This window comes from Geodermatophilus maliterrae (assembly GCF_041018925.1).
Taxonomy (GTDB): domain Bacteria; phylum Actinomycetota; class Actinomycetes; order Mycobacteriales; family Geodermatophilaceae; genus Geodermatophilus; species Geodermatophilus maliterrae.
Map to the genome: position 1 here is coordinate 1 of NZ_JBFNXQ010000078.1, position 22,504 is coordinate 22,504.

Annotated in this window: 23 protein-coding genes and 1 pseudogene; 8 read left to right on the forward strand and 16 right to left on the reverse strand. The window is 74.0% G+C overall.

Annotated elements, in window-relative coordinates; translation table 11 throughout:
• Nucleotides 1–992, reverse strand: a 992-nt coding sequence (gene mftF, locus ABQ292_RS19685) for a mycofactocin biosynthesis glycosyltransferase MftF (RefSeq protein WP_369209411.1), incomplete at its 3' end; no start/stop codon positions are given.
• Complete coding sequence (locus ABQ292_RS19690) at nt 989–1,528, reverse strand: cysteine hydrolase family protein (RefSeq protein WP_369209412.1); 540 nt, start codon at nt 1,526–1,528, stop codon at nt 989–991. The genes mftF and ABQ292_RS19690, both read right to left, overlap by 4 nt.
• 92 nt (nt 1,529–1,620) lie before the next feature.
• Between ABQ292_RS19690 and ABQ292_RS19695 the strand changes: the two genes are divergently transcribed.
• Nucleotides 1,621–2,628 carry an iron-siderophore ABC transporter substrate-binding protein gene (locus tag ABQ292_RS19695; protein ID WP_369209413.1) on the forward strand — a complete coding sequence of 336 codons (1,008 nt, stop codon included), beginning with the start codon at nt 1,621–1,623 and terminating at the stop codon, nt 2,626–2,628.
• Nucleotides 2,629–2,632: 4 nt separating this feature from the next.
• Here the strand turns inward: ABQ292_RS19695 and ABQ292_RS19700 are convergent, their stop codons facing one another.
• A complete protein-coding gene (locus ABQ292_RS19700) occupies nt 2,633–4,147 on the reverse strand; it encodes a purine-cytosine permease family protein (protein WP_369209414.1) in 1,515 nt (504 codons plus the stop codon).
• Between the two features lie 68 nt (nt 4,148–4,215).
• On the opposite strand from ABQ292_RS19700, the gene ABQ292_RS19705 reads away from it, so the two are divergent.
• A complete protein-coding gene (locus ABQ292_RS19705; RefSeq protein ID WP_369209415.1) occupies nt 4,216–4,980 on the forward strand; it encodes a DUF427 domain-containing protein in 765 nt (254 codons plus the stop codon).
• Between the two features lie 4 nt (nt 4,981–4,984).
• Here the strand turns inward: ABQ292_RS19705 and mftE are convergent, their stop codons facing one another.
• Together mftE and ABQ292_RS19715 are read right to left on the reverse strand one after the other, a co-directional pair.
• On the reverse strand, nt 4,985–5,671 hold the full coding sequence (mftE, locus tag ABQ292_RS19710) for a mycofactocin biosynthesis peptidyl-dipeptidase MftE (RefSeq protein ID WP_369209416.1): 687 nt from the start codon (nt 5,669–5,671) through the stop codon (nt 4,985–4,987).
• A 10-nt stretch (nt 5,672–5,681) separates the two neighbouring features.
• Complete coding sequence (locus ABQ292_RS19715; protein WP_369209417.1) at nt 5,682–6,932, reverse strand: multidrug effflux MFS transporter; 1,251 nt, start codon at nt 6,930–6,932, stop codon at nt 5,682–5,684.
• 105 nt (nt 6,933–7,037) lie between these two features.
• Between ABQ292_RS19715 and ABQ292_RS19720 the strand changes: the two genes are divergently transcribed.
• Entirely contained in the window at nt 7,038–7,526 is a 489-nt protein-coding gene (locus ABQ292_RS19720) for a pyridoxamine 5'-phosphate oxidase family protein (RefSeq protein ID WP_369209418.1), read from the forward strand.
• Nucleotides 7,527–7,593: 67 nt separating this feature from the next.
• On the opposite strand, the gene ABQ292_RS19725 is transcribed toward ABQ292_RS19720, so the two are convergent.
• The 6 genes from ABQ292_RS19725 to mftA all read right to left on the reverse strand — a co-directional run bounded on the left by ABQ292_RS19725 (nt 7,594) and on the right by mftA (nt 12,258).
• Nucleotides 7,594–8,430 carry a mycofactocin-coupled SDR family oxidoreductase gene (locus ABQ292_RS19725; protein ID WP_369209419.1) on the reverse strand — a complete coding sequence of 279 codons (837 nt, stop codon included), beginning with the start codon at nt 8,428–8,430 and terminating at the stop codon, nt 7,594–7,596.
• Nucleotides 8,431–8,448: 18 nt separating this feature from the next.
• Complete coding sequence (locus ABQ292_RS19730) at nt 8,449–9,276, reverse strand: mycofactocin-coupled SDR family oxidoreductase (RefSeq protein ID WP_369209420.1); 828 nt, start codon at nt 9,274–9,276, stop codon at nt 8,449–8,451.
• Between the two features lie 11 nt (nt 9,277–9,287).
• A complete protein-coding gene (locus ABQ292_RS19735; protein ID WP_369209421.1) occupies nt 9,288–10,124 on the reverse strand; it encodes a mycofactocin-coupled SDR family oxidoreductase in 837 nt (278 codons plus the stop codon).
• A 367-nt stretch (nt 10,125–10,491) separates the two neighbouring features.
• The gene (mftC, locus tag ABQ292_RS19740; RefSeq protein ID WP_369209422.1) at nt 10,492–11,745 is read right to left on the reverse strand and encodes a mycofactocin radical SAM maturase; all 1,254 of its coding nucleotides are present in this window, start codon (nt 11,743–11,745) and stop codon (nt 10,492–10,494) included.
• The gene (gene mftB / locus ABQ292_RS19745) at nt 11,742–12,122 is read right to left on the reverse strand and encodes a mycofactocin biosynthesis chaperone MftB (protein ID WP_369209423.1); all 381 of its coding nucleotides are present in this window, start codon (nt 12,120–12,122) and stop codon (nt 11,742–11,744) included. Before mftB ends, mftC begins: the two co-directional genes overlap by 4 nt.
• A 13-nt stretch (nt 12,123–12,135) precedes the next feature.
• On the reverse strand, nt 12,136–12,258 hold the full coding sequence (gene mftA / locus ABQ292_RS19750; RefSeq protein WP_369209424.1) for a mycofactocin precursor MftA: 123 nt from the start codon (nt 12,256–12,258) through the stop codon (nt 12,136–12,138).
• Nucleotides 12,259–12,394: 136 nt separating this feature from the next.
• Here mftA and mftR point away from each other — a divergent pair, with 136 nt between their 5' ends.
• On the forward strand, nt 12,395–13,048 hold the full coding sequence (mftR, locus tag ABQ292_RS19755) for a mycofactocin system transcriptional regulator MftR (protein ID WP_369209425.1): 654 nt from the start codon (nt 12,395–12,397) through the stop codon (nt 13,046–13,048).
• A gap of 100 nt (nt 13,049–13,148) precedes the next feature.
• On the opposite strand, the gene ABQ292_RS19760 is transcribed toward mftR, so the two are convergent.
• Both ABQ292_RS19760 and ABQ292_RS19765 read right to left on the reverse strand, forming a co-directional pair.
• Nucleotides 13,149–13,538: an aminotransferase class V-fold PLP-dependent enzyme gene (locus ABQ292_RS19760; protein ID WP_369209426.1), complete on the reverse strand. Its 390-nt coding sequence runs from the start codon at nt 13,536–13,538 to the stop codon at nt 13,149–13,151.
• A 137-nt stretch (nt 13,539–13,675) separates the two neighbouring features.
• A pseudogene (locus tag ABQ292_RS19765) lies at nt 13,676–14,644 on the reverse strand (aminotransferase class V-fold PLP-dependent enzyme); the annotation flags it as partial.
• Between the two features lie 45 nt (nt 14,645–14,689).
• Between ABQ292_RS19765 and mdo the strand changes: the two are divergent.
• Entirely contained in the window at nt 14,690–15,982 is a 1,293-nt protein-coding gene (gene mdo, locus ABQ292_RS19770; protein WP_369209427.1) for an NDMA-dependent methanol dehydrogenase, read from the forward strand.
• 135 nt (nt 15,983–16,117) lie between these two features.
• Here mdo and ABQ292_RS19775 read toward each other — a convergent pair whose 3' ends face one another.
• Nucleotides 16,118–17,776 carry a purine-cytosine permease family protein gene (locus tag ABQ292_RS19775; protein WP_369209428.1) on the reverse strand — a complete coding sequence of 553 codons (1,659 nt, stop codon included), beginning with the start codon at nt 17,774–17,776 and terminating at the stop codon, nt 16,118–16,120.
• 188 nt (nt 17,777–17,964) lie between these two features.
• Between ABQ292_RS19775 and ABQ292_RS19780 the strand changes: the two genes are divergently transcribed.
• On the forward strand, nt 17,965–18,453 hold the full coding sequence (locus tag ABQ292_RS19780; RefSeq protein ID WP_369209429.1) for an ArsI/CadI family heavy metal resistance metalloenzyme: 489 nt from the start codon (nt 17,965–17,967) through the stop codon (nt 18,451–18,453).
• Nucleotides 18,454–18,798: 345 nt separating this feature from the next.
• Here the strand turns inward: ABQ292_RS19780 and ABQ292_RS19785 are convergent, their stop codons facing one another.
• Entirely contained in the window at nt 18,799–19,392 is a 594-nt protein-coding gene (locus tag ABQ292_RS19785) for a TetR/AcrR family transcriptional regulator (RefSeq protein ID WP_369209430.1), read from the reverse strand.
• A gap of 59 nt (nt 19,393–19,451) precedes the next feature.
• Here ABQ292_RS19785 and ABQ292_RS19790 point away from each other — a divergent pair, with 59 nt between their 5' ends.
• Together ABQ292_RS19790 and ABQ292_RS19795 are read left to right on the forward strand one after the other, a co-directional pair.
• Nucleotides 19,452–20,327 (forward strand): FAD-dependent oxidoreductase, encoded by an 876-nt coding sequence (locus ABQ292_RS19790; protein WP_369209431.1) that lies wholly within the window; start codon nt 19,452–19,454, stop codon nt 20,325–20,327.
• 469 nt (nt 20,328–20,796) lie between these two features.
• Nucleotides 20,797–21,294: a hypothetical protein gene (locus ABQ292_RS19795; RefSeq protein ID WP_369209432.1), complete on the forward strand. Its 498-nt coding sequence runs from the start codon at nt 20,797–20,799 to the stop codon at nt 21,292–21,294.
• Nucleotides 21,295–22,132: 838 nt separating this feature from the next.
• On the opposite strand, the gene ABQ292_RS19800 is transcribed toward ABQ292_RS19795, so the two are convergent.
• On the reverse strand, nt 22,133–22,456 hold the full coding sequence (locus tag ABQ292_RS19800; protein WP_369209433.1) for a transposase: 324 nt from the start codon (nt 22,454–22,456) through the stop codon (nt 22,133–22,135).
• Nucleotides 22,457–22,504: the final 48 nt, after the last annotated feature.

The following is a 22,504-nucleotide window of genomic DNA, read 5'->3' on the forward strand; positions in this document are numbered from 1 at the left end:
GCGACGGCGTCGCCGTGCCGGGCGGCCAGCGGCGCGGCGCCGGTGCCGTACAGCGCCCGGCGGCGCAGCCAGGCGGCGGTGGACGACGGGTGGTCGTGCGCCACGTGCGCGGCCGGGTCGTAGCGCACCCGCCAGCCGGCCGCGGCCAGCCGCCACACCAGGTCGACGTCCTCGGCCACCCGCATGCCGGCGTCGAAGCCCTCCCCCAGCGCCGCCCGCCGGGCCAGCAGCGCGGCACTCGGGACGTAGGAGAGGCCGCTCAGCGGCGCGACCGGCGCCGGGGACGGGCCCATGTCCAGCGCGCTGACCGCCGTCTCGTAGGGCGTCACCCAGCCCGGGTCGCCCGCCGGCAGGGCGGTGACCCGCGGGGCGACGACGGCCAGCCGGGGGTCGGCGAGGTGTGGGAGCAGCGTCCCCAGCCAGCCGGCCACCGGCACGCAGTCGGAGTCGAGGAGGGCCACCACCTCGGTCGTCGCGGCGCGCAGGCCGGCGTTGCGCGCGGCCGCCGGCCCCGCCGACCGCTCGTGCCGCAGCACCTCCGCGCCGCCGGCCGCGGCGACCGCGGCCAGGGCGGTGGGGTCGGCCGAGCCGTCGTCGACCACGAGCACCCGCACGCCGGCGGTGGCCGGGTCGGCGCGGAGCGCGGCCAGCAGCCGGGCGACGCCGGCGGTCCGGTCGCGCACCGGGACGACGACGGTGACGTCGTCCGGTCCGGGTGCGGGTCCGGCCGGCTCGGGGACGGCGGCCGCGGCGTCGAGCAGCCGCGCCGCCAGTGCCGCGGTCGCCGCGTCGGTGACGGTCAGCCGGTCGCCGGCGAGCAGGTCCCGCGCCCGCGGCGCCAGGCGGAGCAGACGCAGGGGGGAGCCGCCGAGCAGCGCCGCGCCGTCCTCCGTCCGGCGGGTGCGCGGGTCGAGACGCACGGCGTAGCCGTCGGGCAGCCGCGCGTCCGGCGGCGGCGGGACCGCCGGGCCCGGGGTGGCGGCCCGGCTCACCCCGCCAGCACGTCCGCGGTCGTGGTGAGCTCGACCAGCGGCGCGTACAGGCCCATGAGGTCCAGGGCGCGGCGGTGGTCGTCGTCGGTGGAGCCGGCGCAGGCGTCGGTGACCACGCGCACCGCCACGCCGGCGTCGGCGGCCGGCAGCACGGTCGAGACGACGCAGCAGTCGGTGGCCACCCCGGCCACGGTCAGCGGGCCGCCGCCGACCAGCGCGGCCAGCTCCGGCCCCCACTTGCCGAAGGTGGACGCGTCCAGCACCGGAGCGGCGCCGGGGTCCTCGACGAGCGCGTACAGCGGCGCGTCGGGCGGCTGGAGGGCGAAGGGCCACTGCCGGTAGTAGTCCACCCAGGCGCCGGCCGGCTCGCGCGGGGCGACGAAGCGGGTGAAGACGACGCGCTCCCCGAAGGCGGCCACCAGTTCGCGGATCCGGGGCCGGACCTCCTCGAACCGGGGCGCCGCCCAGGGCGATCCGGGGTCGCCGAACACCTGCTGGAGGTCGACGACGACCAGCCGGCCGACGGGATCGGTCACGGCCGGAGGCTATCCAGCAGGACCCCGGGGCGCGCGGGACATCCCCGTAGTCAGGTTAGGCTTGCCTTCCCTGGACGACGAGGAGATCCGCGATGCCCCGACCCCTGACCCGCCGCGCCGCCCTGCTCGCGGCCGCCCTGACCACCGCCGGGACGCTGGCCGCGTGCGGCTCCGACGGCGGTGGGTCGAGCGAGGGCTCCGCGTCGTCCGCGGGTGGCGGGGACGGCACGTTCCCCGTGACCGTGAGCACCGCGTTCGGCGACGTCGAGATCGCCGAGGAGCCGCAGCGCGTGGTGGCGCTGGGCTGGTCCGACGCCGAGACCGCCCTGGCGCTGGGCGTCCAGCCGGTGGGCGCCAGTGATTGGCTGGGCTTCGGCGGCCGGGGCGTGGGCCCGTGGGCCGAGGGGCTCTACGACGAGGCGCCGGAGATCATCGAGACGCTGGAGCCGAGCCTCGAGGCGGTCGCGGCGCTGGAGCCCGACCTGATCCTCGACACCCGCTCCGACGGGACGCAGGAGCGCTACGACCGGCTCAGCCAGATCGCCCCGACGGTCGGCGCGCCGGAGGGCGTCACGCAGTACCAGACCACCTGGCAGCAGCAGCTGGACCTGGTCGGGCAGGCCCTGGGCCGCGCCGACGAGGCCGAGCAGCTGCAGAGCGACCTGGAGCAGCGGTTCACCGACGCGGCCGAGGCCAACCCCGCCTTCGACGGGACCGAGGTCGCCGTCGGCGCCTACACGTCGGAGGGCTTCGGCGCCTACGTCCGCGGCGACACCCGCGTCGACTTCATGGAGGCACTGGGCTTCACGAACGAGCCGGCGATCCAGGACCTCGCCGGCGAGGGCTTCTTCGTCCCGGTCTCCGACGAGCAGGTCACGCTGCTGGACGCGCCGCTGACCGTCGTCTTCCCGATCTTCGTCGACCCGGCGCAGATCACCGGCAACCCGCTGTGGCAGACGCTGGGCTCGGTGCAGGCCGGCAACGCTCTCGTCCTGGAGGACGAGACGCTGGTCAGCGCCTTCTCCAGCGGCTCGGTGCTCGGGACCGGGTACGCCCTGGAGAACGCGGTGCCGCTGTTCGCCGAGACGCTGCAGCCCTGATCCGCTAGACCCGCCCGGCCGGAGGCCGTCCCGCTGCCGGCGGGGCGGCCTCCTGCGTCCGCACGGCGGACCGGCGCAGCGCGAGCGTGCCGAGCAGCCCCACCAGGAAGGCGGCCAGGACGCCGAGGTTGGCGAAGGCCCAGTCGCCCTCACGACCGCCGAGCCCCAGCGGGCCGAGCAGGTAGCCCTGCCAGTCCAGCCAGCCGGCCAGGCCGTTGGTCACCAGGCCCCAGCCGAGGACGGTGCCGCCGGCCAGGAGCAGCAGCGGCGCCGGCGGGACGGCGCCGTAGCGGCCGCGCGGGTCGTAGAGGTCGGGCTCGGCGTAGGCGCGGCGGCGCAGCGCGAGGTCGCCCAGGAAGACCCCGCACCAGGCGGCGATCGGCACGCCCAGGGTGATGAGGAAGCCCTGGAACTGGATGAAGAAGTCGCTCCCGGCCAGGAACACCACCCAGACGGCGCCCAGCACCATGAGCGCGCCGTCGATGCCCGCCGCCACCGGGCGGGGCACCCGCAGGCCCGCGGCCAGCAGCGAGAGCCCCGACGAGTAGATGTCCAGCAGCGCCCCGCCGACCAGGCCGAGCACCGCGACGACGACGAAGGGCACGAGGAACCAGGTCGGCAGGATCGCCCCCAGCGCCCCGATCGGGTCGGCGCCGATGGCCCCCGACAGCTCCGGGTCCGACGCGGCCAGCAGCAGGCCGGCGGCGAGCAGGACCACCGGGGCCAGCGCGCCGCCGAACGTCGTCCAGCCGACGACACCCGGGGTCGACGCCGTCCGCGGCAGGTAGCGGGAGTAGTCGGCCGCGGCGTTGACCCAGCCGAAGCCGTAGCCGGTCATGGCGAGGACCAGCGCGCCGACGAACGCCGCCGTCGACCCGCTCCGCGTCGCGGTGACCGCCGACCAGTCGACCCGGCCGGCCACCAGGACGACGTAGACGACGGTGAGCACGCCGCCGACCACGGTGATGACCGTCTGCATGCGCATGATCGCGTCGAAGCCGAGGACGCCGCCGACCACGACGAGCGCGGCGACCACCAGGAGCGCCACCACCTGCGTCGCCGTCCCGCCGCCCCAGCCGAGCTGGGTGAACACCGTCGCCGTCGCCAGGGTGGCCAGCGAGACCAGGACGGTCTCCCAGCCGACGGTGTAGACCCACGACAGCACCGCGGGCACCCGGTTGCCGGTGACGCCGAACGCGGCCCGGCTCAGCACCAGCGTCGGCGCCGAGCCGCGCTTGCCGGCGATGGACACCAGCCCGCAGAGCAGGAACGACACGACGATCCCCACGACGCCGGCCACCAGCGCCTGCGCGGCGGATATGCCGAAGCCGAGCAGGAACGAGCCGTAGGCCAGGCCGAGGACGCTGACGTTGGCGCCGAACCACGGCCAGAACAGCTGCCGCGGCCGGCCCCGGCGCTCCTCCTCGGCGATGACGTTGATCCCGTTGGTCTCGACGGCGCCCCGGCCGGGTGCCACCGGGCTCCCGGCGCCCGGGTCCACGACCGGCTGGTGCGCCATGGCGTCTCCTTCGCTGACGGTGTCCTTGCCCCCACCGTCATCCTGGTGCCCCGAGGTCAGGAGGGCCCGTGCAGGAGCACCCCGAACCGATCGTCCCCACCGGGCACGTCGCGCCGGTGCCGCGGCGGGTGCGCGCCGTGCTCGGCGGCACCGTCGTCCTGGACACCTGCCGGGCGCGGTACGTGTGGGAGTGGCCGCCCTATCCCCAGTACGCGATCCCGCTGGCCGACGTCACGCCCGGGGTCCTGGTCGACGAGGACGCCGTCGTGCAGCACGACCTGGGCACCGCGACGCGGCACGGGCTGCGTGCCGGCGGGGCCGAGCGGCCCGGCGCGGCGCTGGTGCACACCGGCGACCGGATCCCGGAGCTGGCCGGGACCGTCCGGTTCGACTGGGCGGCGCTGGACGCCTGGTTCGAGGAGGACGAGGAGGTCTTCGTCCACCCGCGCAACCCGTACGCGCGGGTCGACGCGCTGCGCAGCTCGCGGCGGGTCCGCGTCGAGCGCGACGGCGTCGTCCTGGCCGAGTCGGCCTCGCCGGTGCTGGTGTTCGAGACCGGCCTGCCGACGCGGTTCTACCTGCCGCGCACCGACGTCCGCTGGGAGCACCTGGCGCCCAGCGCCACGGCCACCCAGTGCCCCTACAAGGGCCGCACCAGCGGCTACTGGTCGGCGCGCGTGGGCGGCGCGGCCGTCGAGGACGTCGCCTGGTCCTACGACTTCCCGACCCGTGAGATGGCGCCGATCGCCGGGCTGGTGGCCTTCTACGACGAGGAGGTCGACGTGTTCGTCGACGGCGTCCGCCGCGAGCGGCCGCGCACCCACTTCCGCTGACCGCTCAGCGTAGCCGCCCGGTCGCGTCGACGTCCCAGCGCGCGACGGCCGCCGCCAGCCGGGCGGCGAGGCCGGCGAGGGAGCGGGCGCCCTCCTGCGCCGAGGCGCCGGCCGGGTCGCCGAGGACGCCGGTCGGGCTGACCCCGCGCACACCCTCGGCGCGCAGCCGGGGCAGCAGCTCGCCGATCGGCGCGGTCGCGCCCGGGACGGACCGGTCGGTCCGCACCGCCCGTGGTTCCACGTGCAACAGCAGCGAGGTCTCGGCGCGCCCGGCGTGCGCGTCGCCGCCGGGGACGCCGCACGGGAACCAGGCGGCGTCGCGGCCCTCCTCGCGCAGCAGCGGGACGGCGCGGCACAGGGCGTCGAGGTTGCCCCCGTGGCCGTTGACCACGAGCAGCCGGCCGGCCCAGCGGCAGGCCGATCGGCCGTACTCGACGAGCACGGCGGTCAGCGCCTCCGTGCCGATCGAGACGGTGCCGGGGAAGCCCTCGTGCTCACCGCTGGCGCCGTAGGCCAGCGCGGGGGCGAGCAGGGCGTCCCCGAGGTCGGCCGCGCGCGTCACCGCCGCCGCGACGACGGTGTCGGTGGCCAGCGGCAGGTGGTGGCCGTGCTGTTCGACCGAGCCGAGCGGGAGCACCAGCAGCGGCCGCTCGGGCAGCTCCGGCCACACGGCCCCGGCCAGGTCGGGCACGCAGGTCAGCCTAGGCGGGGACGGACACCTCGTCGGGCAGCTGCCACGGGCGGACGACGACCACCAGGACGGCGATCGCGGTGACCAGCGCCCCCATGACGACGACACCCATCGCGACCGCGTCGTTGCCGAGGACGCCGACCAGCGGGGCCACGACCGCGCCGACGCCGAACTGCACCGCGCCGAGCAGCGCCGCCGCGGTGCCGGCCGCCTCGCCGTGGCGGGACAGGGCCAGTGCGGGCGCGTTGGGCAGCGCGAGCCCGGAGCCGAAGAGCACCACCCACAGCGGGAGGACGACCGCCCACAGCCCGCCGGTGCCGGTGCCCGCGAGGACCAGCAGCACCGCGCCGGCCAGGGCGCCGACGACCGTGCCGGCCACCAGGACCTGGGCCGGGGAGAACCAGCGCAGCAGGACCGGGTTGAGCTGGGTCGCGGCGATCAGCCAGACCGCGCCGGCACCGAAGAGCAGGCCGAACTGCTGCTCGTCGAGGCCGAACTGGTCCTGGAAGACGAACGACGAGCCCGAGACGTAGCTGAACAGCCCGGCCATCGTCAGGCCGGCGACCAGCACCAGCCCGACGTAGGTGCGGTCGCGGAACAGCAGCCGGTAGCCGCGCAGCGTGCCGGCGAGACCGGGGCTGCGCCGTCGCTCCGGCGGCAGCGTCTCGCGCACGGCCAGCGCGCCGACCACGAGCAGCAGGAGCCCGTAGACCCCGAGCAGGAGGAAGACCCCGCGCCACGAGGTGATGCGCAGCACCTCCCCGCCGACGGTGGGCGCGAGCACCGGCGCCGCGCCGAGGACGAGGAACAGCCGCGACAGCATGGTCGCCGCGGCACGGCCCTCGAACAGGTCGCGCACGACGGCGAGCGCGATGACCGCACCGGCCGCCGTCCCGACGCCCTGCAGGAAGCGCAGCAGGCCGAGGACGGTGATGTCGGGTGCCACCAGGACCAGCAGCGAGGCGACGACGTGCAGCGCCGTCCCGGCCAGCAGGGGACGGCGCCGGCCGAACGCGTCCGACAGCGGGCCGAGGACCAGCTGACCCAGCGCCAGCCCGACGAGCGTGCCGGTGAGCGTGAGCTGGACCGTCGCCGGGCTGGTCCCCAGGTCCTCGGCGATCGTCGGCAGCGCGGGCAGGTACATGTCCACGGTCAGCGGGCCCAGCGCCACGAACGCCCCGAGGGTCAGCGCGGTGCGCGCCGTCCCCGGCCGGTCGCGGACGGGTGGGGCCGCGGCCGGCCGTTCCTGGGTGGTGGTCACTCCGGGGCGAAGTCGGAGGGGGCGCCGCGCATTCCGCCGGCGGTCGTGCCCTCGGACACGCGCCGTTGCCCGTGTCAGGAGGCCACGGCGGGGAACGGGAGGGACATGACCGCTGACACCGAGTCCACCCGCAAGGTCGCCGAGCTCCTCAGGGGCGAGAAGTTCGGCTTCCTCACCACGACGACGCCCGAGGGCAAGCTGACCAGCCGGCCGATGTCGCTGCAGGAGGTCGAGTTCGACGGCGACCTGTGGTTCTTCGCCCAGCAGGACGCGCCCTGGCTGACCCACATCACCACCTCGCCGCAGGTCAACGTGGGCGTCGGCAGCGGCGGCAACTGGGTGTCCCTGACGGGGCACGCCCTGGTCGTCGACGACGTCGCGAAGAAGAAGGAGCTGTGGAACAGCGGCGTCGAGGCGTGGCTGCCGCAGGGCCCCGAGGACCCGTCCGTGGTGCTCGTGAAGGTGGACGGCGACTCCGCCGAGTACTGGGACAGCCCGGGCAACCGGCTGGCCACCGCGTTCAGCTTCGTCAAGGCCAAGGCGACGGGCTCGCAGCCCGACACCGGCGACCACGCGAAGGTCGACCTCCCTTGACGAGAGGACCCCGCTGCCCCCTCCGCGAGCTCGCGAGCGGTGGGACCCGGCAGCGGGGTCCTGACCCTCAGCGGATGGTGTAGCCGGCGTCCACCGGCAACGTCACGCCCGTGACGTAGCGCGCCTCGTCGGAGACGAGGAACAGGATCGCGTTGGAGATGTCCACCGGGTCGACCCACGGCACCGGCAGCGCGTTGGTGCCGGCGAACACCGGCTCGGCCTTCTCCCGCGTCGGCTCGGGGTCGTCGGGCAGGAACAGGCCCCAGGTCTTCCGGTTCTGGATCATCGCGGTGTCCACCCCGGTCGGGTGCACGCTGTTGACCCGGATCGAGTGGGCGGCGAACTCGTTGGCCAGCGTCCGCATGACCCCGACGACGCCGTGCTTGGCCGCCGTGTAGTGGATGGTGTTCGGCGTCCCCTTGAGCCCGGCGGTCGAGCTGGTGATGACGATCGCGCCGCCGCGGCCGCCCTCGACCAGGTGCGGCAGGGCCGCCTTGCAGGTGTTCCAGACGCCGGTGAGGTTGATGTCGATCATCTCGCGCCACGCGTCGTCGGTCAGCTCCAGCGCCGGCTGGATCTCGAAGACGCCGGCGTTGGCCAGCACGACGTCGAGGCGGCCGAGCTGGGCGACGCCGTCGTCGACCGCCGCGCGCAGCGCCGCCGGGTCGCGGACGTCGGCCTTGGTGGCGACGATCCGCCGGTCGAGCGCCTCGACCTGCCGGACCGTCTCGGCCAGGTCCTCCTCGGTGGCCGGCGGGTACATGGAGATCGACTCCACCGGCGCGCAGATGTCGACGGCGATGACGTCGGCGCCCTCCTGCGCCAGTCGCAGCGCGTGGCTGCGGCCCTGGCTGCGGGCGGCACCGGTGATGAAGGCGACCTTGCCCTCGACGCGTCCTGCCACGGTTCCTCCTCGGTCGGGCTACTTGGTGATCCAGCCGGCGTCGATCCGGTGCGTGGTCCCGGTGACCCAGCGGCCGGAGTCGTCGGCGGCGAGGTGGAGCACCGCCTCGCTGACGTCCTCCGGCTGCACCCACGGGGTGGGCAGCAGGTTGAGGTCCTGGAAGACGTCGCTGACGTCGTCCCGGGTGGGGTGCTCGAGGTCGGGCCGGAAGAGCCGGTACACGTTCTCGTTCTGGATGAGCGGGGTGTCGACGTTGGTCGGGTGGATCGAGTTGACCCGGATCCGCTCGGGCGCGAGCTCCAGGGCCAGGCTGCGCATGAGCCCCACGACCCCGTGCTTGGCGGCGACGTAGGAGGCGACGTTCGGCATGCCGCGCAGGCCGAGGGCGGAGCTGACCAGCAGGACGGAGCCGCCGTCGCCGTGGGCCCGGATGTGCGGGACGGCGGCCTTGGCGGTGAGGAAGACGCCGGTGAGGTTGACCTCGAGCATGTCCCGCCACTCCTGCGCCGGGGTGTCGGCGACCTCGTGCGGCGGGACGCCGATGCCGGCGTTGGCGATCGCGCAGTCGAGCCGGCCGAGCTGGGCGACGCCGTCGGCCAGTCCGGCGGTGAGCGCGTCCTCGTCGGTGACGTCGGCCTGGAAGGTCACCATCCGCCGGTCGAGCGCCTCGACCGCCGCGACCGTGTCGGCCAGGTCCTGCGGCGTCGTGACCGGGGCGGTGGCGCTGGGGATCGGGCCGCAGACGTCCGTGCCGACGACGTCGGCGCCCTCGCGGGCCAGGCGGATCGCGTGACTGCGGCCCATCCCGCGACCGGCGCCGGTGACGAAGACGACCTTCCCCGCCATCCGGCCGGCCACTACTTGACCACCGACCCGGCGTCGACGGGCAGCTGGACGCCGGTGACGTACCGGGCGTCGTCGCTGACCAGCCACAGGATGGCGTTGCTGACGTCGGCGGACTCGATCCACGGGACGGGCATCGCGTTGAGCCCCTGGAACAGTGGCGCGACGTCGTCCTGCGTCACCTCGTCCTCGGGCTTGTCCGGCACGAAGTTCCCGTAGGTCTTGCGGTTGTGGATCATGTCGGTGCTCACCGCCGTCGGGTGCACCGAGTTGACCCGGATCATGTCCGGCGCGAGCTCGTTGGCGAAGGTCTTCACCAGCCCGACGACGCCGTGCTTGGCCGCGACGTAGTGGGCCAGGTTGCCCAGGCCCTTGATGCCCGCGGTGGAGCTGGTGAGCACGATCGCGCCGCCCTGCCCGTGCGCCCGCAGGTGCGGGACGGCGGCCCGCACCGTCTTGAAGACGCCGGTGAGGTTGATGCCGATCATGTCGTCCCACATCGCGTCGTCGAGGTCCTCCACCGGCGCGAAGCTGGCGATGCCGGCGTTGGCCAGCACGATGTCGAGCCGGCCGAGCTCGGCCACGCCCTCGTCGACGGCCGCCGTGAGCGCGGCGGTGTCGCGGACGTCGGCCACGCGGGACACCACCCGCCGGTCGAGGGCCTCCACCTGGCGGACGGTCTCGGCCAGGTTCTCCTCGGTGGCCATGGGGTAGCCGACCGTCGGGACGTCGGCGCAGCCGTCGACGGCGATGACGTCGGCGCCCTCCTGCGCCAGCCGCAGCGCGTGACTGCGCCCCTGACCGCGCGCGGCCCCGGTGACCAGGGCCACCTTCCCGTCGAGCTTGCCCATGTGCACTCCTCCGCGAGTCGGTGACCTCGGCCACAAACTATGCGGATGGTGTGCAGGGACACAAGGTGCGGGGACGACAGCGGGCCGGACCGTGCCCGGGGAGGGCGCCGTCCGGCCCGTCGGTCCTGCCAGGGGACTCCCAGCCGCCGTCCCGCCGGCGGCCAGTTGCGCGGATGATGCTCAGGTGGCTCCCACCGGGGCGGCCCCGAGCACGAGGGGACGCCCTGGCGGAAGTCCATCCACGACCCGGAGGTGCCCGGTGCTCACCGTTGCCGTGCTCGTCGTCCTGCTCGTCACCATGACGCTGGCCGACCTCGCGCCCGCCCTGCTGCCCGAGGGACCCGCGCTGGTCGCCTCGCGCTGAGGATCAGCCCGCGAAGCCCGCCAGCGGCGACTCGTCGCAGGCCCGGGCGGGCGGTGCGGGTGTGGGCCGAGCAGGGATGGCGGGCATGCCGAGCAAGGTCGGCTGGCCGCGCACCGGTCCGGTGTGCGAGTGGTCGAGGTGGCTCCTCGGGGTGACCAGGTCGGCCTCCCGGCCCGCCAGCGCGGCCTCGCCGTAGCCCTGGACGCACTCGGGGTCGGGGCCGTCCAGCGGCAGGCCGGTGAAGAACTTGGCCGCCATGCAGCCGCCCCGGCAGGCGTCGAAGTGCGCGCACCTCGTGCAGGCGCCGCCGGTCTGCGGGCTGCGCAGCTCGGCGAACAGGTCCGACTGCTGCCAGACCCGCTGGAACCCGCCCTCGCCGCGCACGTTGCCGGCGAGGAACTGCTCGTGGATGGCGAACGGGCAGGCGTAGACGTCGCCCACCGGGTCGATCAGGCAGACCACCCGGCCGGCGCCGCAGAGGTTCAGGCCCGGCAGCGCCTCGCCGTAGGCCGACAGGTGGAAGAACGAGTCGCCGGTGAGCACCCGGTCGCCGTTGGCCAGCAGCCAGGAGTACAGCTCGCGCTGCTGGGCCTGGGTGGGGTGCAGCTGGTCCCAGACGTCGGCCCCGCGGCCCGAGGGGCGCAGCCGGGTGATCCGCAGCTGGGCGCCGTAGCGGTCGGTCAGCGCCCGGAACTCGTCTAGCTGGGCGACGTTCTCCCGCGTCACGACGACGGACACCTTGAAGTCCTGCATCCCGGCCTCGGCCAGGTTCTCCAGCGCCGTCACCGCGGTGGCGAACGAGCCGGTGCCGCGGACGCGGTCGTTGACCTCGGCGGTCGCGCCGTCCAGGGAGATCTGCACGTCGACGTAGTCGGTGGCCGCCAGCTGCCGCGCCCGGGCGCGGTCCAGCTTGACGCCGTTGGTGGAGAACTTGACGCCGACGTCGTGGCCGATGGCGTAGTCGAGCAGGTGCCAGAAGTCGGGGCGGACGGTGGGCTCGCCGCCGCCGACGTTGACGTAGAACACCTGCATCCGCTGCAGCTCGTCGATGACGCCCTCGGCCTCGGCGGTGGTCAGCTCCCGCGGGTCGCGCCGTCCGGACGAGGACAGGCAGTGCACGCACGCCAGGTTGCAGGCGTAGGTGAGCTCCCAGGTCAGGCAGATCGGGGCGTCGAGGCCGTACTCGAACTGGTCGACCAGGCGGCCGCCCACCGGGCGGTCGGGCGTGGCCGGACGGGACGGCAGGACGGCGGTCATGAGGGCAGCTCCCCAGAGGTGTCGGCCGTTGCGGCCTCGCTGCCGGGGCCCGGCGCGAGCGTGCGGGTGGCGGACCCCTGCAGTGAGGTCCTTCCTTCGATCATCTGCGAGCGGGCGAGGTCGGCCAGCGCCTTGACGTAGGCCGGCCGCTGGGCCTCGGGGACGCCGCACGCCACGAGGGTCGCGTCGGCGGTGGGGTGGTCGGCCAGCGCCTCGACGACCGCGACCAGCGTCTTCGACTTCAGGAAGGAGAGCTTCCGGTTGCCGAAGTGGTAGACGAGCGCCCCGAACGGCTCCGGCCGCAGGGCGACCGACCGGGCCCGCCGCCAGGGTAGGGCCGGGTCGAAGACGTCCGCGGCCGGAGCAGCGGGGTTCACGGGACCCGGTGGCTCAGTAGACGCCGCACATGCCGTCGATGGAGACCTCCTCGACGAGGGACTCCTCGACCAGGACCTCCTCGGCAGCGGCGGTCGGCTCGGCCGGGCTCTCGGTGTGGGCGGGCGTCTCGGGCATGCGGACCTCCGGGTTCCACGGGGCGGGGGATGGCGAGGACGTTAGAGACACCGGGTGCCACCGGCAAGCGCGTCACCGCGACCCGCCCGGTCGGCCGGGCCCGACCTGTCCGACCGGATGGGGCCAGGATGGGGACGTGAGCACGTCGCCCGTCCCCGCCGGTCCCGGGGCCGGCCCGGACACCGCCCGGATCCTCTCCCGGGCGGTGGGCGGCGTCCGCGCGGCGACCCGGGCACGGATCGAGCAGGCGGCCCTGGAGCTGTTCACCGCCGCGGGCTTCGAGCAGGTGACGATCGACGACATCGCCGCGGCCGCGGGCACCAGCCGGCGCACGTTCTTCCGGCACGTGGGCAGCAAGGCCGACGCCGTGTGGGGGGACTTCGCCGGCCACGTGGCCCGGCTGGCCGGCCTGCTCGCCGCGGCCGGCGACGACGTCCCGGTACTGCCCGCCGTCTTCGGCGCCTACGTCGAGGTCAACGACTACGCCGCGGCCGACCTGCCGGTGCTGCGCCAGCGGATGCGGCTGATCCTCACCGAGCCGGCGCTGCTGGCCCACTCGCAGGTGCGCTACGCCGACGTCGACCGCGTGGTGGCCGGCTACGTGGCCCGCCGCCGCGGCGAGGACCCGGCGGCACTGCTCCCCCGGCTGGTCGCCACCGCCACCCGCGCGGCGGCCACCACGGCGTTCGAGGTCTGGCTCGGCGACGAGCGCGCCGGGCTGTCGGACGCCCTGCGGACGGCGTTCGGCCAGCTCGCGGAGGGCTTCCCCGGCCTGCGCAGCCGGGCGTGACCCCGCAGGTCCGCGTCGTGTGCACACGACGCGGTCCCCGGGCCGCCGGATCCGCGCTGCGTGCACACCTGGCGGTGTGCGCGCAGGGGCTCGGACGGGTTCACGCCGACGCCTCGCGCAGGCCGTCGAGCAGCCGGTCGACGTCGGAGTCGTCGGTGTAGGGCGCCAGCCCGACGCGCAGCCCGCCGGTGTCGCCCAGTCCCAGCCGGCGGGACGCCTCGATCGCGTAGAAGCTGCCGGCCGGGGCGTTGACGCCCCGCTCGGCGAGCGCGCGCGACACCTCGGCGGCGGGGCGGTCGGCCCACGTGAGCAGGAGGGTCGGCGTCCGGTGCCGGGCGCGCGACCATAGCGTGACGCCGGGCAGCTCCGCGACGGCGTCCTCCACCCGCTGCCGCAGCCGGTCCTCGTGCGCCTCCAGCGCGGCCATGCCGGCGACCAGCCGGGCACGCCGGTCGCCGTCGGCACCGCCCAGCGCGGCCAGGTACTCCACCGCCGCGGTGGTGCCGGCCAGCAGCTCGTAGGCAGCGTGCCCAGCTCGAAGCGCTCCGGGACGGCGTCGGTGGAGGGCAGCAGCTTGTCCGGGTGCAGCGTCTCCAGCAGCGCGGGCGCCGCGACCGCGCAGCCCAGGTGCGGGCCGAGGAACTTGTACGGCGAGCAGGCGTAGAGGTCCGCGCCGAGGGCGGCGACGTCGACGGCCGCGTGCGCGGTGAGGTGCACGCCGTCGACGTGGGTGAGCGCACCGGCGTCGTGGGCGAGCGCGGTGATCGCCGCGACGTCGGGGCGGGTGCCGATCAGGTTGGAGGCGCCCGTGACGGCGACCAGCCGGGTGCGGTCGGACAGCACCGCGGCGACGGCCCCGGACGTGAGCTCGCCGGTGTCGGGGTCGAGGTCGGCCCAGCGGACGGTGGCCCCGCGCGCCGCTGCGGCCTGCACCCAGGGCCGCACGTTGGCGTCGTGGTCGAGGCGGGTGACCACGACCTCGTCGCCCGGGCCCCAGCCGGCGGCGAGTGCGCGGGAGAGGTCGTAGGTCAGCGCGGTCATCGAGCGGCCGAACACCACGCCGCCGGGGTCGCCGGCGACCAGGTCGGCCACCGCCGCGCGGGCGGCCAGGACGACGTCGTCGGCGGCGCGCTCGGCGGCGGTGACCCGGCCGCGGTTGGCGATCGGCGCGGTCAGCGTGGCGGCCACCGCCTCGGCGACCTGTCGCGGCACCTGCGAGCCGCCCGGCCCGTCGAAGTGCGCGGCGCCGGCGCGCAGGGCCGGGAAGTCGGCGCGGACGGCAGCGACGTCGTAGGTCGCGACAGTGCTCACCGCGGCAGCATGCCGCTGGGTCCGGCCTCCCTGCAGGGGCCCGCCGCGAGCGTGCGAGCGGTGGGGGGCATGCGGCCCCGTCCCGGGTCCCGCCCCGAGCCTGCGAAGGGTGGGGAGGACGGGCGGCCTCCCTGCAGGGGCCCGCCGCGAGCGTGCGAGCGGTGGGGGGCAGGAGGTCCTTCCCCTGGCCGATCGGGCAGGTGCACCTGGCCGGACGGTCCGACCTGCACCTCCGGTCGGCCGGTTCTCCCGCCGACCCCTGCCGCCCGGTGGAACCCGGCTCATACCGTCCGCGCCGACGGCTCCGCAGGCAGACGGAAGGACCCCACCATGCAGGTCGAAGAACTCCTCAAGCCCTTCCCCATCAAGGAGTTCCACCCGTTCCCGCGGGCGCTCATGGGCCCCGGCGCGCACGAGATCATCGGTCCCGAGGCGCTCAAGCTGGGCTTCAAGAAGACGCTGATCATGACGTCGGGCCTGCGCGGCTCCAACATCGTGGAGAAGATCGCCGAGTCGATGCGCTACCACGGCCTGGAGGTCGTGGTCTACGACAAGGTGGAGTCCAACCCCAAGGACTACAACGTCATGGACGCCGTCGCGCTGTACCAGGAGAACCAGTGCGACAGCTTCGTCTCCATCGGCGGCGGCTCCAGCCACGACGCCTGCAAGGGCGCGCGCATCTCGGTGGCCCACGACGGCCGCAGCGTCAACGAGTTCGAGGGCTTCAACCAGTCGGAGAACCCGAAGAACCCGCCGCACATCGCCGTCTCGACGACGGCCGGCACCGGCTCGGAGACCTCCTGGGCCTACGTCATCACCGACACCACGACCGACCCGGACAACCCGCACAAGTACGTGGCCTTCGACGACCACTGCCTGGCCACGCTGGCGATCGACGACCCGGTCCTCTACTACGACTGCCCGATCGACTACACCGCGCAGTGCGGCTTCGACGTGCTCGCGCACGCCAGCGAGCCCTACGTCTCCCGCCTGGACTTCCCGCCGTCGCTGGGCAACGCGCTGTACGCGATCAAGCTGACCGCCCAGCACCTGCGCCAGGCGGTGTGGAACGGCCAGGACCTCGGCGGCCGGCAGGGGATGATGTACGCCCAGTACATCGCCGCGCAGGCCTTCAACTCCGGCGGCCTGGGGATCATCCACTCGATCAGCCACGCGGTGAGCGCCTTCTACGACACCCACCACGGGCTGAACAACGCGGTCGCGCTCCCCCGCGTCTGGGCGTTCAACATGCCCACGCAGTACCAGCGCTTCGCCGACATCGCCGAGGCCATGGGCGTGGACACCCACGGCATGACCGCGCCCCAGGCCGCCGACGCCGCGCTCGCCGCCTCCATCCGACTGCTGCGCGACGTGGGCATCCCGGAGAAGTTCACCGACGTCACCCAGGACAGCTACTCGAAGAACCGGCTCGGCCGGGGCCCGACCAAGTTCTACGAGCAGACCAGCGTGATCAGCGGCGACGACAAGGACGTCGACCGGATCACCAACCACGTCCTCGGGGACGCCTGCACGCCGGGCAACGCCAAGGAGTGCACCTTCGAGACCGTCCGGCCGGTGGTCGACCACTGCATGAACGGCGACCTCGACGACCTCCTGTCCTGACCTCCCCGAGGGGCGGGGGGGCGCCCGCCCCGCCCCCCCCCCCCCCCCCCCCCCCCCCCCCCGGGCCCCCCCCCCCCGCCCCCCCCCCCCCCGGGGGCCCCCCCCCCCGGGGGGGGGGGCGGGGGGCGGGCCGGGTCAGGCCTGGGCGGGGAGCACGTGGTCGCCGACGCGGTCGGTGGACAGGCACAGCGAGCAGACGTGCGCGCCGTGGGTGACGCAGGCGGTCATGTCGGGCCGCTCGTAGTCCTGCCGGCAGACGTGGCAGGTCAGGACCGCGTCCGAGGGGTTGCCGTGCTCGTCGAGCAGCGGCAGGTCGATGCCGTCGTCGGCGCGGCGCAGGTACCACCGACCGCGGGTGGCCACGGCCAGCAGCGGCGGGAGCACGAACGCCAGGCCGATGGCGACCAGCGGGGAGAACGGCTGCAGCGTCTCGCCCAGCCCGCCGAAGAAGCAGACGATCGAGACGCCGGCCGCCACGAGCATCGAGACGAAGCCGACCGGGTTGACCGCGTAGAGCATCCCGCGGCGGAACTCGGGTTGCTTCGGCGAGAGTCCGAGCAGGTACTTGTTGACGGCGATGTCGGTGGCCACGACGACGATCCAGGCGATGCCGCAGTTGGCGTAGAAGCCCAGGATCGTGTTGAGGAAGTCGAACATGTCGGCCTCCATCAGCACGAGCGCGATCGCCAGGTTGACGCCGAGGAACACCAGCCGGCCGGGGTAGCGGCCGGTCACGCGGGTGAAGCTGTTGGTCCAGGCCAGGGAGCCGGAGTAGGCGTTGGTGACGTTGATCTTCACCTGGCTGATCACCACCAGGACGACGGCCAGGGTGAGTGCCAGCCAGGCCGGCATGAGGTCGCGGTAGATCTCGAGGAACTGGTGCACCGGCTGGTTGGCCACCGCCGCGCCGTCGGTGGCGTTGGCGATCAGCCAGACGGCGAGGAACAGGCCGATCACCTGCTTGACCGCGCCGAAGAGCACCCAGCCCGGCCCGGCCAGCAGCACCGCCGTCCACCAGCGGCGGCTGTTCTCCGACGTCTTGGGCGGCATGAAGCGCAGGTAGTCGATCTGCTCGGCGATCTGCGCGATCAGCGACAGGCACACGCCGGCGGCCAGCAGCACCGAGCCGACGTCGGGCGTGCCGGCGCCGTCCTCGCCGCGGTAGGCGAAGAACGCCGACACCGACTCGGGGTGGCTGATCAGCAGATAGGCGAACGGGACGACCATGAGGACCAGCCACAGCGGCGTCGTCCAGACCTGGAGCGTGGACAGCGCCTTCATGCCGTAGACGACCAGCGGGAAGATCACCAGCGTGCTCACCGCGTAGCCCAGCCACAGCGGGACGCCGAGGCCGAGCTCGAGGCCCTGGGCCATGATCGAGCCCTCGAGGGCGAAGAAGATGAAGGTGAACGTCGCGAAGACGACGTTGGTCACGACCGAGCCGTAGTAGCCGAAGCCGCTGCCGCGGGTGATCAGGTCGAGGTCGAGGTTGTACCGGGCGGCGTAGTACGCCAGCGGGAACCCGGTCAGGATCACGACGACGGCGAAGACGGCGATGCCCCACAGCGCGTTCGTCGTCCCGTAGCTGATGCCGATGTTGGCGCCGATCGCGAAGTCGGCGAGGTAGGCGATGCCCCCCAGGGCCGAGACCGCGACGACGCCGGTCGACCAGCGCCGGTAGCTGCGCGGGGCGAACCGGAGGGTGTAGTCCTCGAGCGTCTCGCGGGTCGCGGCGCCGGGTGACGGTCCCCTTCCGGTCGTGGTGGTCGTCTCGTCGAGCTCGCTCTGGGTCACGCTTCTCCCCCGGGGGCCGGCCGTGCTGACGTCCCCGCGAGCCTGGCGACGGCGTGTTGCCCGCCGATGACCCCGGCGTTGCTTCGGCGTGCGGCTTCGCCGCCCAAGACATTGACAGACGTCTATGTCTGACCTCAGAGTGTCCGCAGACATCGACAACCGTCGATGCCCTGTCCCGAGGAGTCCCCGTGTCCCGGATCCAGCTGGCCCTGCGCGTCGCCGACCTCGACGCCGCCGTCGACTTCTACTCCCGCCTGTTCGCCACCGCCCCGGCCAAGCGCCGGCCGGGATACGCCAACTTCGCCGTCGCCGAGCCGCCGCTCAAGCTCGTCCTGCTGGAGGGCGCGGCCGGGGAGCCCACGCGGATGGACCACCTCGGCGTCGAGGTGGCGAGCACCGACGAGGTCACCGCCGCCACGGGCCGGCTGGCCGCGGAGGGCCTGGCGACGCGGGTGGAGGACGACACGACCTGCTGCTACGCCGTGCAGGACAAGGTGTGGGTGACCGGCCCGGGCGGCGAGCCCTGGGAGGTCTACACGGTCAAGGCCGACGCCCGTCCCGACCTGGAGGGGACGACCGGCACCGGGCGGTCCGAGGTCGCCGGCGACGGCACCTGTTGCGCGACCGACGCCGCGGAGACCCCGGGGACGGCGGCCCGGGCCGCCGCCTGCTGCTGAGCGGAGGGCTTCGCAGGTCGGGACCGGGGTCCTGAGACCCCTGGCCACCGCCGACAGCCGCTGCGTGCCCGCAGCCAGGGCACGCAGCGGGCACGGCCGTTCGAGACCGGGGGCGCTCGCCCGCCTCGGCCGGTTTCCGGCCACGCACCGCAGAGCCCAGGACCACCAATGGGCTCACCCCCTCTCCACCCTGCCCCGCAGCGCCCTCGTCGCCGCAGAGGCGTCGGGGACCGAGGACCGGCCACCGGCTCGGTCGTGGGCACCGGGCGGGGGTGGGCCTACGTGGTCGAGGTGCGGGAGTGGCTGGTCAGGACGGAGCTGCTCTGCTGGAGGCAGCCGGAGGGTTCACGGTCCACCAGGGTGCGCGTCGACGGCGCCACGGACGATGGCGTGGGCGAGCCGGCGGATGGCGTCGCGCTCGACGCCGCCAGGTCCCGTGACGAGCGTGAACAGCACTCCCCCGTAGAGCGTCACGAGGGTGGGGATCGCGTCCGGCGGGACGCTCAGCCCGAGCGTGCGGTGCTCGTCAGCAGTGATCGCGCTCGCCACCGAGCCGAGGCGTGCGAGCGTGGCGGCGAGCACGGGACGTCGCCGGGCCTCGAGCTGGAGCTCGAAGATCGCGAGGTAGCGCTCGCGTGACGCGGTGACGGCTTCCTGGAGCGAGACGGTGATGAGCTCGGCCAGGGGGTTGGACGACGAGCCGACGTCCACCGCACGGTCGATCCGCTCCACGTCCGCCAGGTGCAGGGACACCGCCCGTTCGGCCGCAGCGACCAGCAACTCCTCCCGGCTGCTGAAGTAGTTCGCCGCTGTTCCCGTCGGCAGACCGGCCGCACCCTCGACCGCGCGGTGGGTCAGGCCGTGGATGCCCTCGGCGGCCAGCAGGCCGATCGCCGCGTCGGCGAGCGCGGCGCGGCGGGCCGGGTTCCTCCTGGGCATCACCACCCAGTATGACAACATCAGTACTACAACGGAGGTAGTGGTATTCGGGAGGGCGCATGGAACACGCTGCGGTCGTCGTCGGGGCCGGTGTCGCAGGTCTGGCCTCGGCCATCTCGCTTGCCCGGACCGGGTGGCAGGTCACGGTCCTGGAGCGGTCGCCGGAGCTCGGTGAGGTCGGGGCAGGCCTCGCGATGACCCCCAACGCCGTGGCCGCGTTCCGCGGGCTCGGCTTCGGGGACGACGACGTCGCCGCACTCGGGTACCCGACCTGGGCGGGCGGCATCCGGGACCTGGCGGGCCGGCCGGTCCTCACCCTCCCGGACACCCCCGTCATGCGCCGGTCGGTGGGGCTCATCGGGGTGCACCGCCGCCGTCTGCACGCCGCGCTGCACCGACGGGCCCTGGCGTGCGGCGTCGGGATCGTCACCGGCACCCCCGTGGCCACCGTGGACCCGGGCGAGCCGGAGGGGGCACCCGCCGTCGTCGAGGGACGGGAGGCGGACATCGTCGTCGGCGCCGACGGCGTGCGCAGCGCCGTACGTGCGGTGCTGTTCCCGGCGAGCCACCCGGTCTACAGCGGGTACTCGAGCTGGCGCGGCATCGCGCACGGGGCCTCCGGATACACGGCGCTGCAGCAGTACTGGGGCCCGCACGCGGAGTTCGGCACCGTGCGCGTCGCCGATGACGAGACGTACTGGTACGGGTACGTCGCCATGCCCGAGCGCACGGTGATCGGCGACGAACTCGGTGCGGCCAGGGAGCGGTTCGCGGGCTGGGCGAGCCCGGTGCAGGAGGTGATGGCCGTGACGCCGCCCGAGGCGGTCCTGCGGCACGACGTGCACCACCTCCCGGGCGGGCTGCCGCGCTACACGACCGGGCGGGTCGTCATGGTCGGCGACGCCGCCCACGGCACCCTCCCGACGATGGGATAAGGAGCCGCGACAGCGCTCGAGGACGGCCTCTGCGTGGGCCTCCTCGTCGGCGCCCCCGTCGCGACAGGCGGGCGGCTGACCCCCGCCCTGGACGGTTTCGACGCCGCCCGGAGGCCCCGGTGCCGCGCCCTGGCCCGGGCCTCGGTCGCATCGGGCCGCTTCGGATCCCACCTCGGTGACGGCTGGCGCCAGACCCTGCGGAACAGCCTCATGCGCCTGACACCGGCCAGCGCGATCACGCGCGGGTCCCGTGCCGCGATGGGCTGGACCCCACCCGAGCCCGCACCACCGGTCCTGGGAACGCCGGCCGGCTGAGGGACTCCTGCCTCGCCCTCGACTCCCGCGGCGGCCCGAGATCGCGACCGAGGTCGAGGCGCCGAACGACCCGACACGCGGCGTCGTGGTCGCGGGCGAGGACGGATCGAGTCCGAACGTCGGTCCACCACCCGCGGGCGAGGCCGACGCAGCGGTGACGCAGAGCGACGGGACCGTGATCTACCCCGGGCAGGGCAGCGCCAGTGTGGTGGTACCGAGCCCGGTGGGGGCGCAGATGCTGGCAGTCAGCGCTGATGGCGCAGCTGCTGCTCACTGTTCTCGTGAGGTGGGGCTCGATGCCGGTCGGCGACTCGCCGTGGTGGCGGGTGGCGCAGCGGGCGTACACGCGGACGGCACCACCGAGCACCTGATCACAGCACTGTGGGCGACGGACGCCCATCGGCGCGAGGTTGCCACCGACTCCGACGTCGAGGGAATCCGTCTCACCCAGGTCGTCGATCACGTGAGTGCGGGCGACGTCGCACGTCCAGTCGTCGCCGACCCGATCGTCATCGGGTTCCTCGTTCGCCGTTGCTCGATGGGTACCGGGCTGAATGGTCCTCAGATCGCTCCGATCGCGGAGCGAGGCACCCGGTCAGCCACCCTCTCCGCAGGTGGTCGGGTGGCAGTGCGTTGCACGAGAAGGCGATGACGTGTTCGGCCGACGCCAGAAGCTGGACGCGCTGAGAGCTGAGCTCGAGCACGTTCGAGCGCTCATCTCCGCCGATCCCCTCTCGTCGCAACGCACTCGCGCCGCCCAGGAGACGATGGACGAGCTCGAGTCCAGGGACGCGGCCGAGATCGACGAGGAGCTCGTGGCCGAGGGGTTGCCCAGTGTCGAAGAACTCGGCAGGGCTCAGGTGTCCGGCACGTGGAGTTGGTGGAAGCTCCACAGAGGAGGACGAAGCTCGAGAAGAGGATCGAACGCGTGCTGGCTCGGTGAGCGCGGGGGTTCGGAGCGCGTCCCGCCCCGAACCCCGTACCGAGGTCGAGTGAGCGCGGGATCCCTCGTCATCGGGTCCACGGTGTCGGACCGCGAGGCGTCCGGCGACCGGTTCCGTCCGGACGAGTCCGCCTGCGTGGTCAGGAGCCGTGGCGACACTCCTCCGACAGACAGCGGTCCCGCGCAGCCACAGTCCGGCTGTCGCGTGACCGCCGAAGCGGAGGGCGTGGGATTCGAACCCACGATGGGTGTGACCCCATAGCGGTTTTCAAGCCTGATACAAGGACTCCCCCAGCCAACGCCGATCAATCGTTTCCGCAGGTCAAGGCCAAAGTTGCTCGGACCGCTGGCTACCCCCAATAGCCGCTGCGTGCCCGTACTACGGGCACGCAGCGGGCACGGCCGCTGGTCTCCGGACGCCAGGAGACTGCTCGCGTCTAATCGGGGCCGGCGAGCCGCTCAGGCGCTCCTGCGACGGGCCGACCAGCAAGGTGTACCTGGCTGTCGACGGCCGCGGACTACCGCTGGCCGTCCGGCTGACCCCCGGTTAGGTCGGGGACAATCTCCAGCTGCTGCCGCTGCTCGATACCATCCGGGTGCCCCGCGGCGATCCGGGGCGGCCGCGCGTCGCGGTCTGGGTCCAGGTCACGAAGCGGCGGTGTGCGGTGGCCGTGGAGACCTCGAATTCCGCCGGCAGGTGCCGCCAGGCGCAGCCGATGGTCAGCACGTAGACGATCGCGGTGAATGCCGCCCGGTCCTCGACGTATCGGGGGCCGCCGCCCTGCGGGCGCTCCGTCTGCGGCGGGATAAACGGCTCGACTATGTCCCACAACCCGTCGGGCACCAGCTCCAGCCCCAGTTGTTCTGCCACGACCGGACAACACCTCGCAAGTCACCGGCCATCCGCGTGAGACAAGCT

Coding starts and splice junctions, on each gene's coding strand:
- ABQ292_RS19695 (WP_369209413.1), top strand. CDS start 1,621: ATGCCCCGACCCCTGACCCGCCGCGCCGCCCTGCTCGCGGCCGCCCTG.
- ABQ292_RS19700 (WP_369209414.1), bottom strand. CDS start 4,147: ATGGCGCACCAGCCGGTCGTGGACCCGGGCGCCGGGAGCCCGGTGGCA.
- ABQ292_RS19720 (WP_369209418.1), top strand. CDS start 7,038: ATGACCGCTGACACCGAGTCCACCCGCAAGGTCGCCGAGCTCCTCAGG.
- ABQ292_RS19730 (WP_369209420.1), bottom strand. CDS start 9,276: ATGGCGGGGAAGGTCGTCTTCGTCACCGGCGCCGGTCGCGGGATGGGC.
- ABQ292_RS19735 (WP_369209421.1), bottom strand. CDS start 10,124: ATGGGCAAGCTCGACGGGAAGGTGGCCCTGGTCACCGGGGCCGCGCGC.
- mftC (WP_369209422.1), bottom strand. CDS start 11,745: ATGACCGCCGTCCTGCCGTCCCGTCCGGCCACGCCCGACCGCCCGGTG.
- mftA (WP_369209424.1), bottom strand. CDS start 12,258: ATGCCCGAGACGCCCGCCCACACCGAGAGCCCGGCCGAGCCGACCGCC.
- mdo (WP_369209427.1), top strand. CDS start 14,690: ATGCAGGTCGAAGAACTCCTCAAGCCCTTCCCCATCAAGGAGTTCCAC.
- ABQ292_RS19785 (WP_369209430.1), bottom strand. CDS start 19,392: ATGCCCAGGAGGAACCCGGCCCGCCGCGCCGCGCTCGCCGACGCGGCG.
- ABQ292_RS19790 (WP_369209431.1), top strand. CDS start 19,452: ATGGAACACGCTGCGGTCGTCGTCGGGGCCGGTGTCGCAGGTCTGGCC.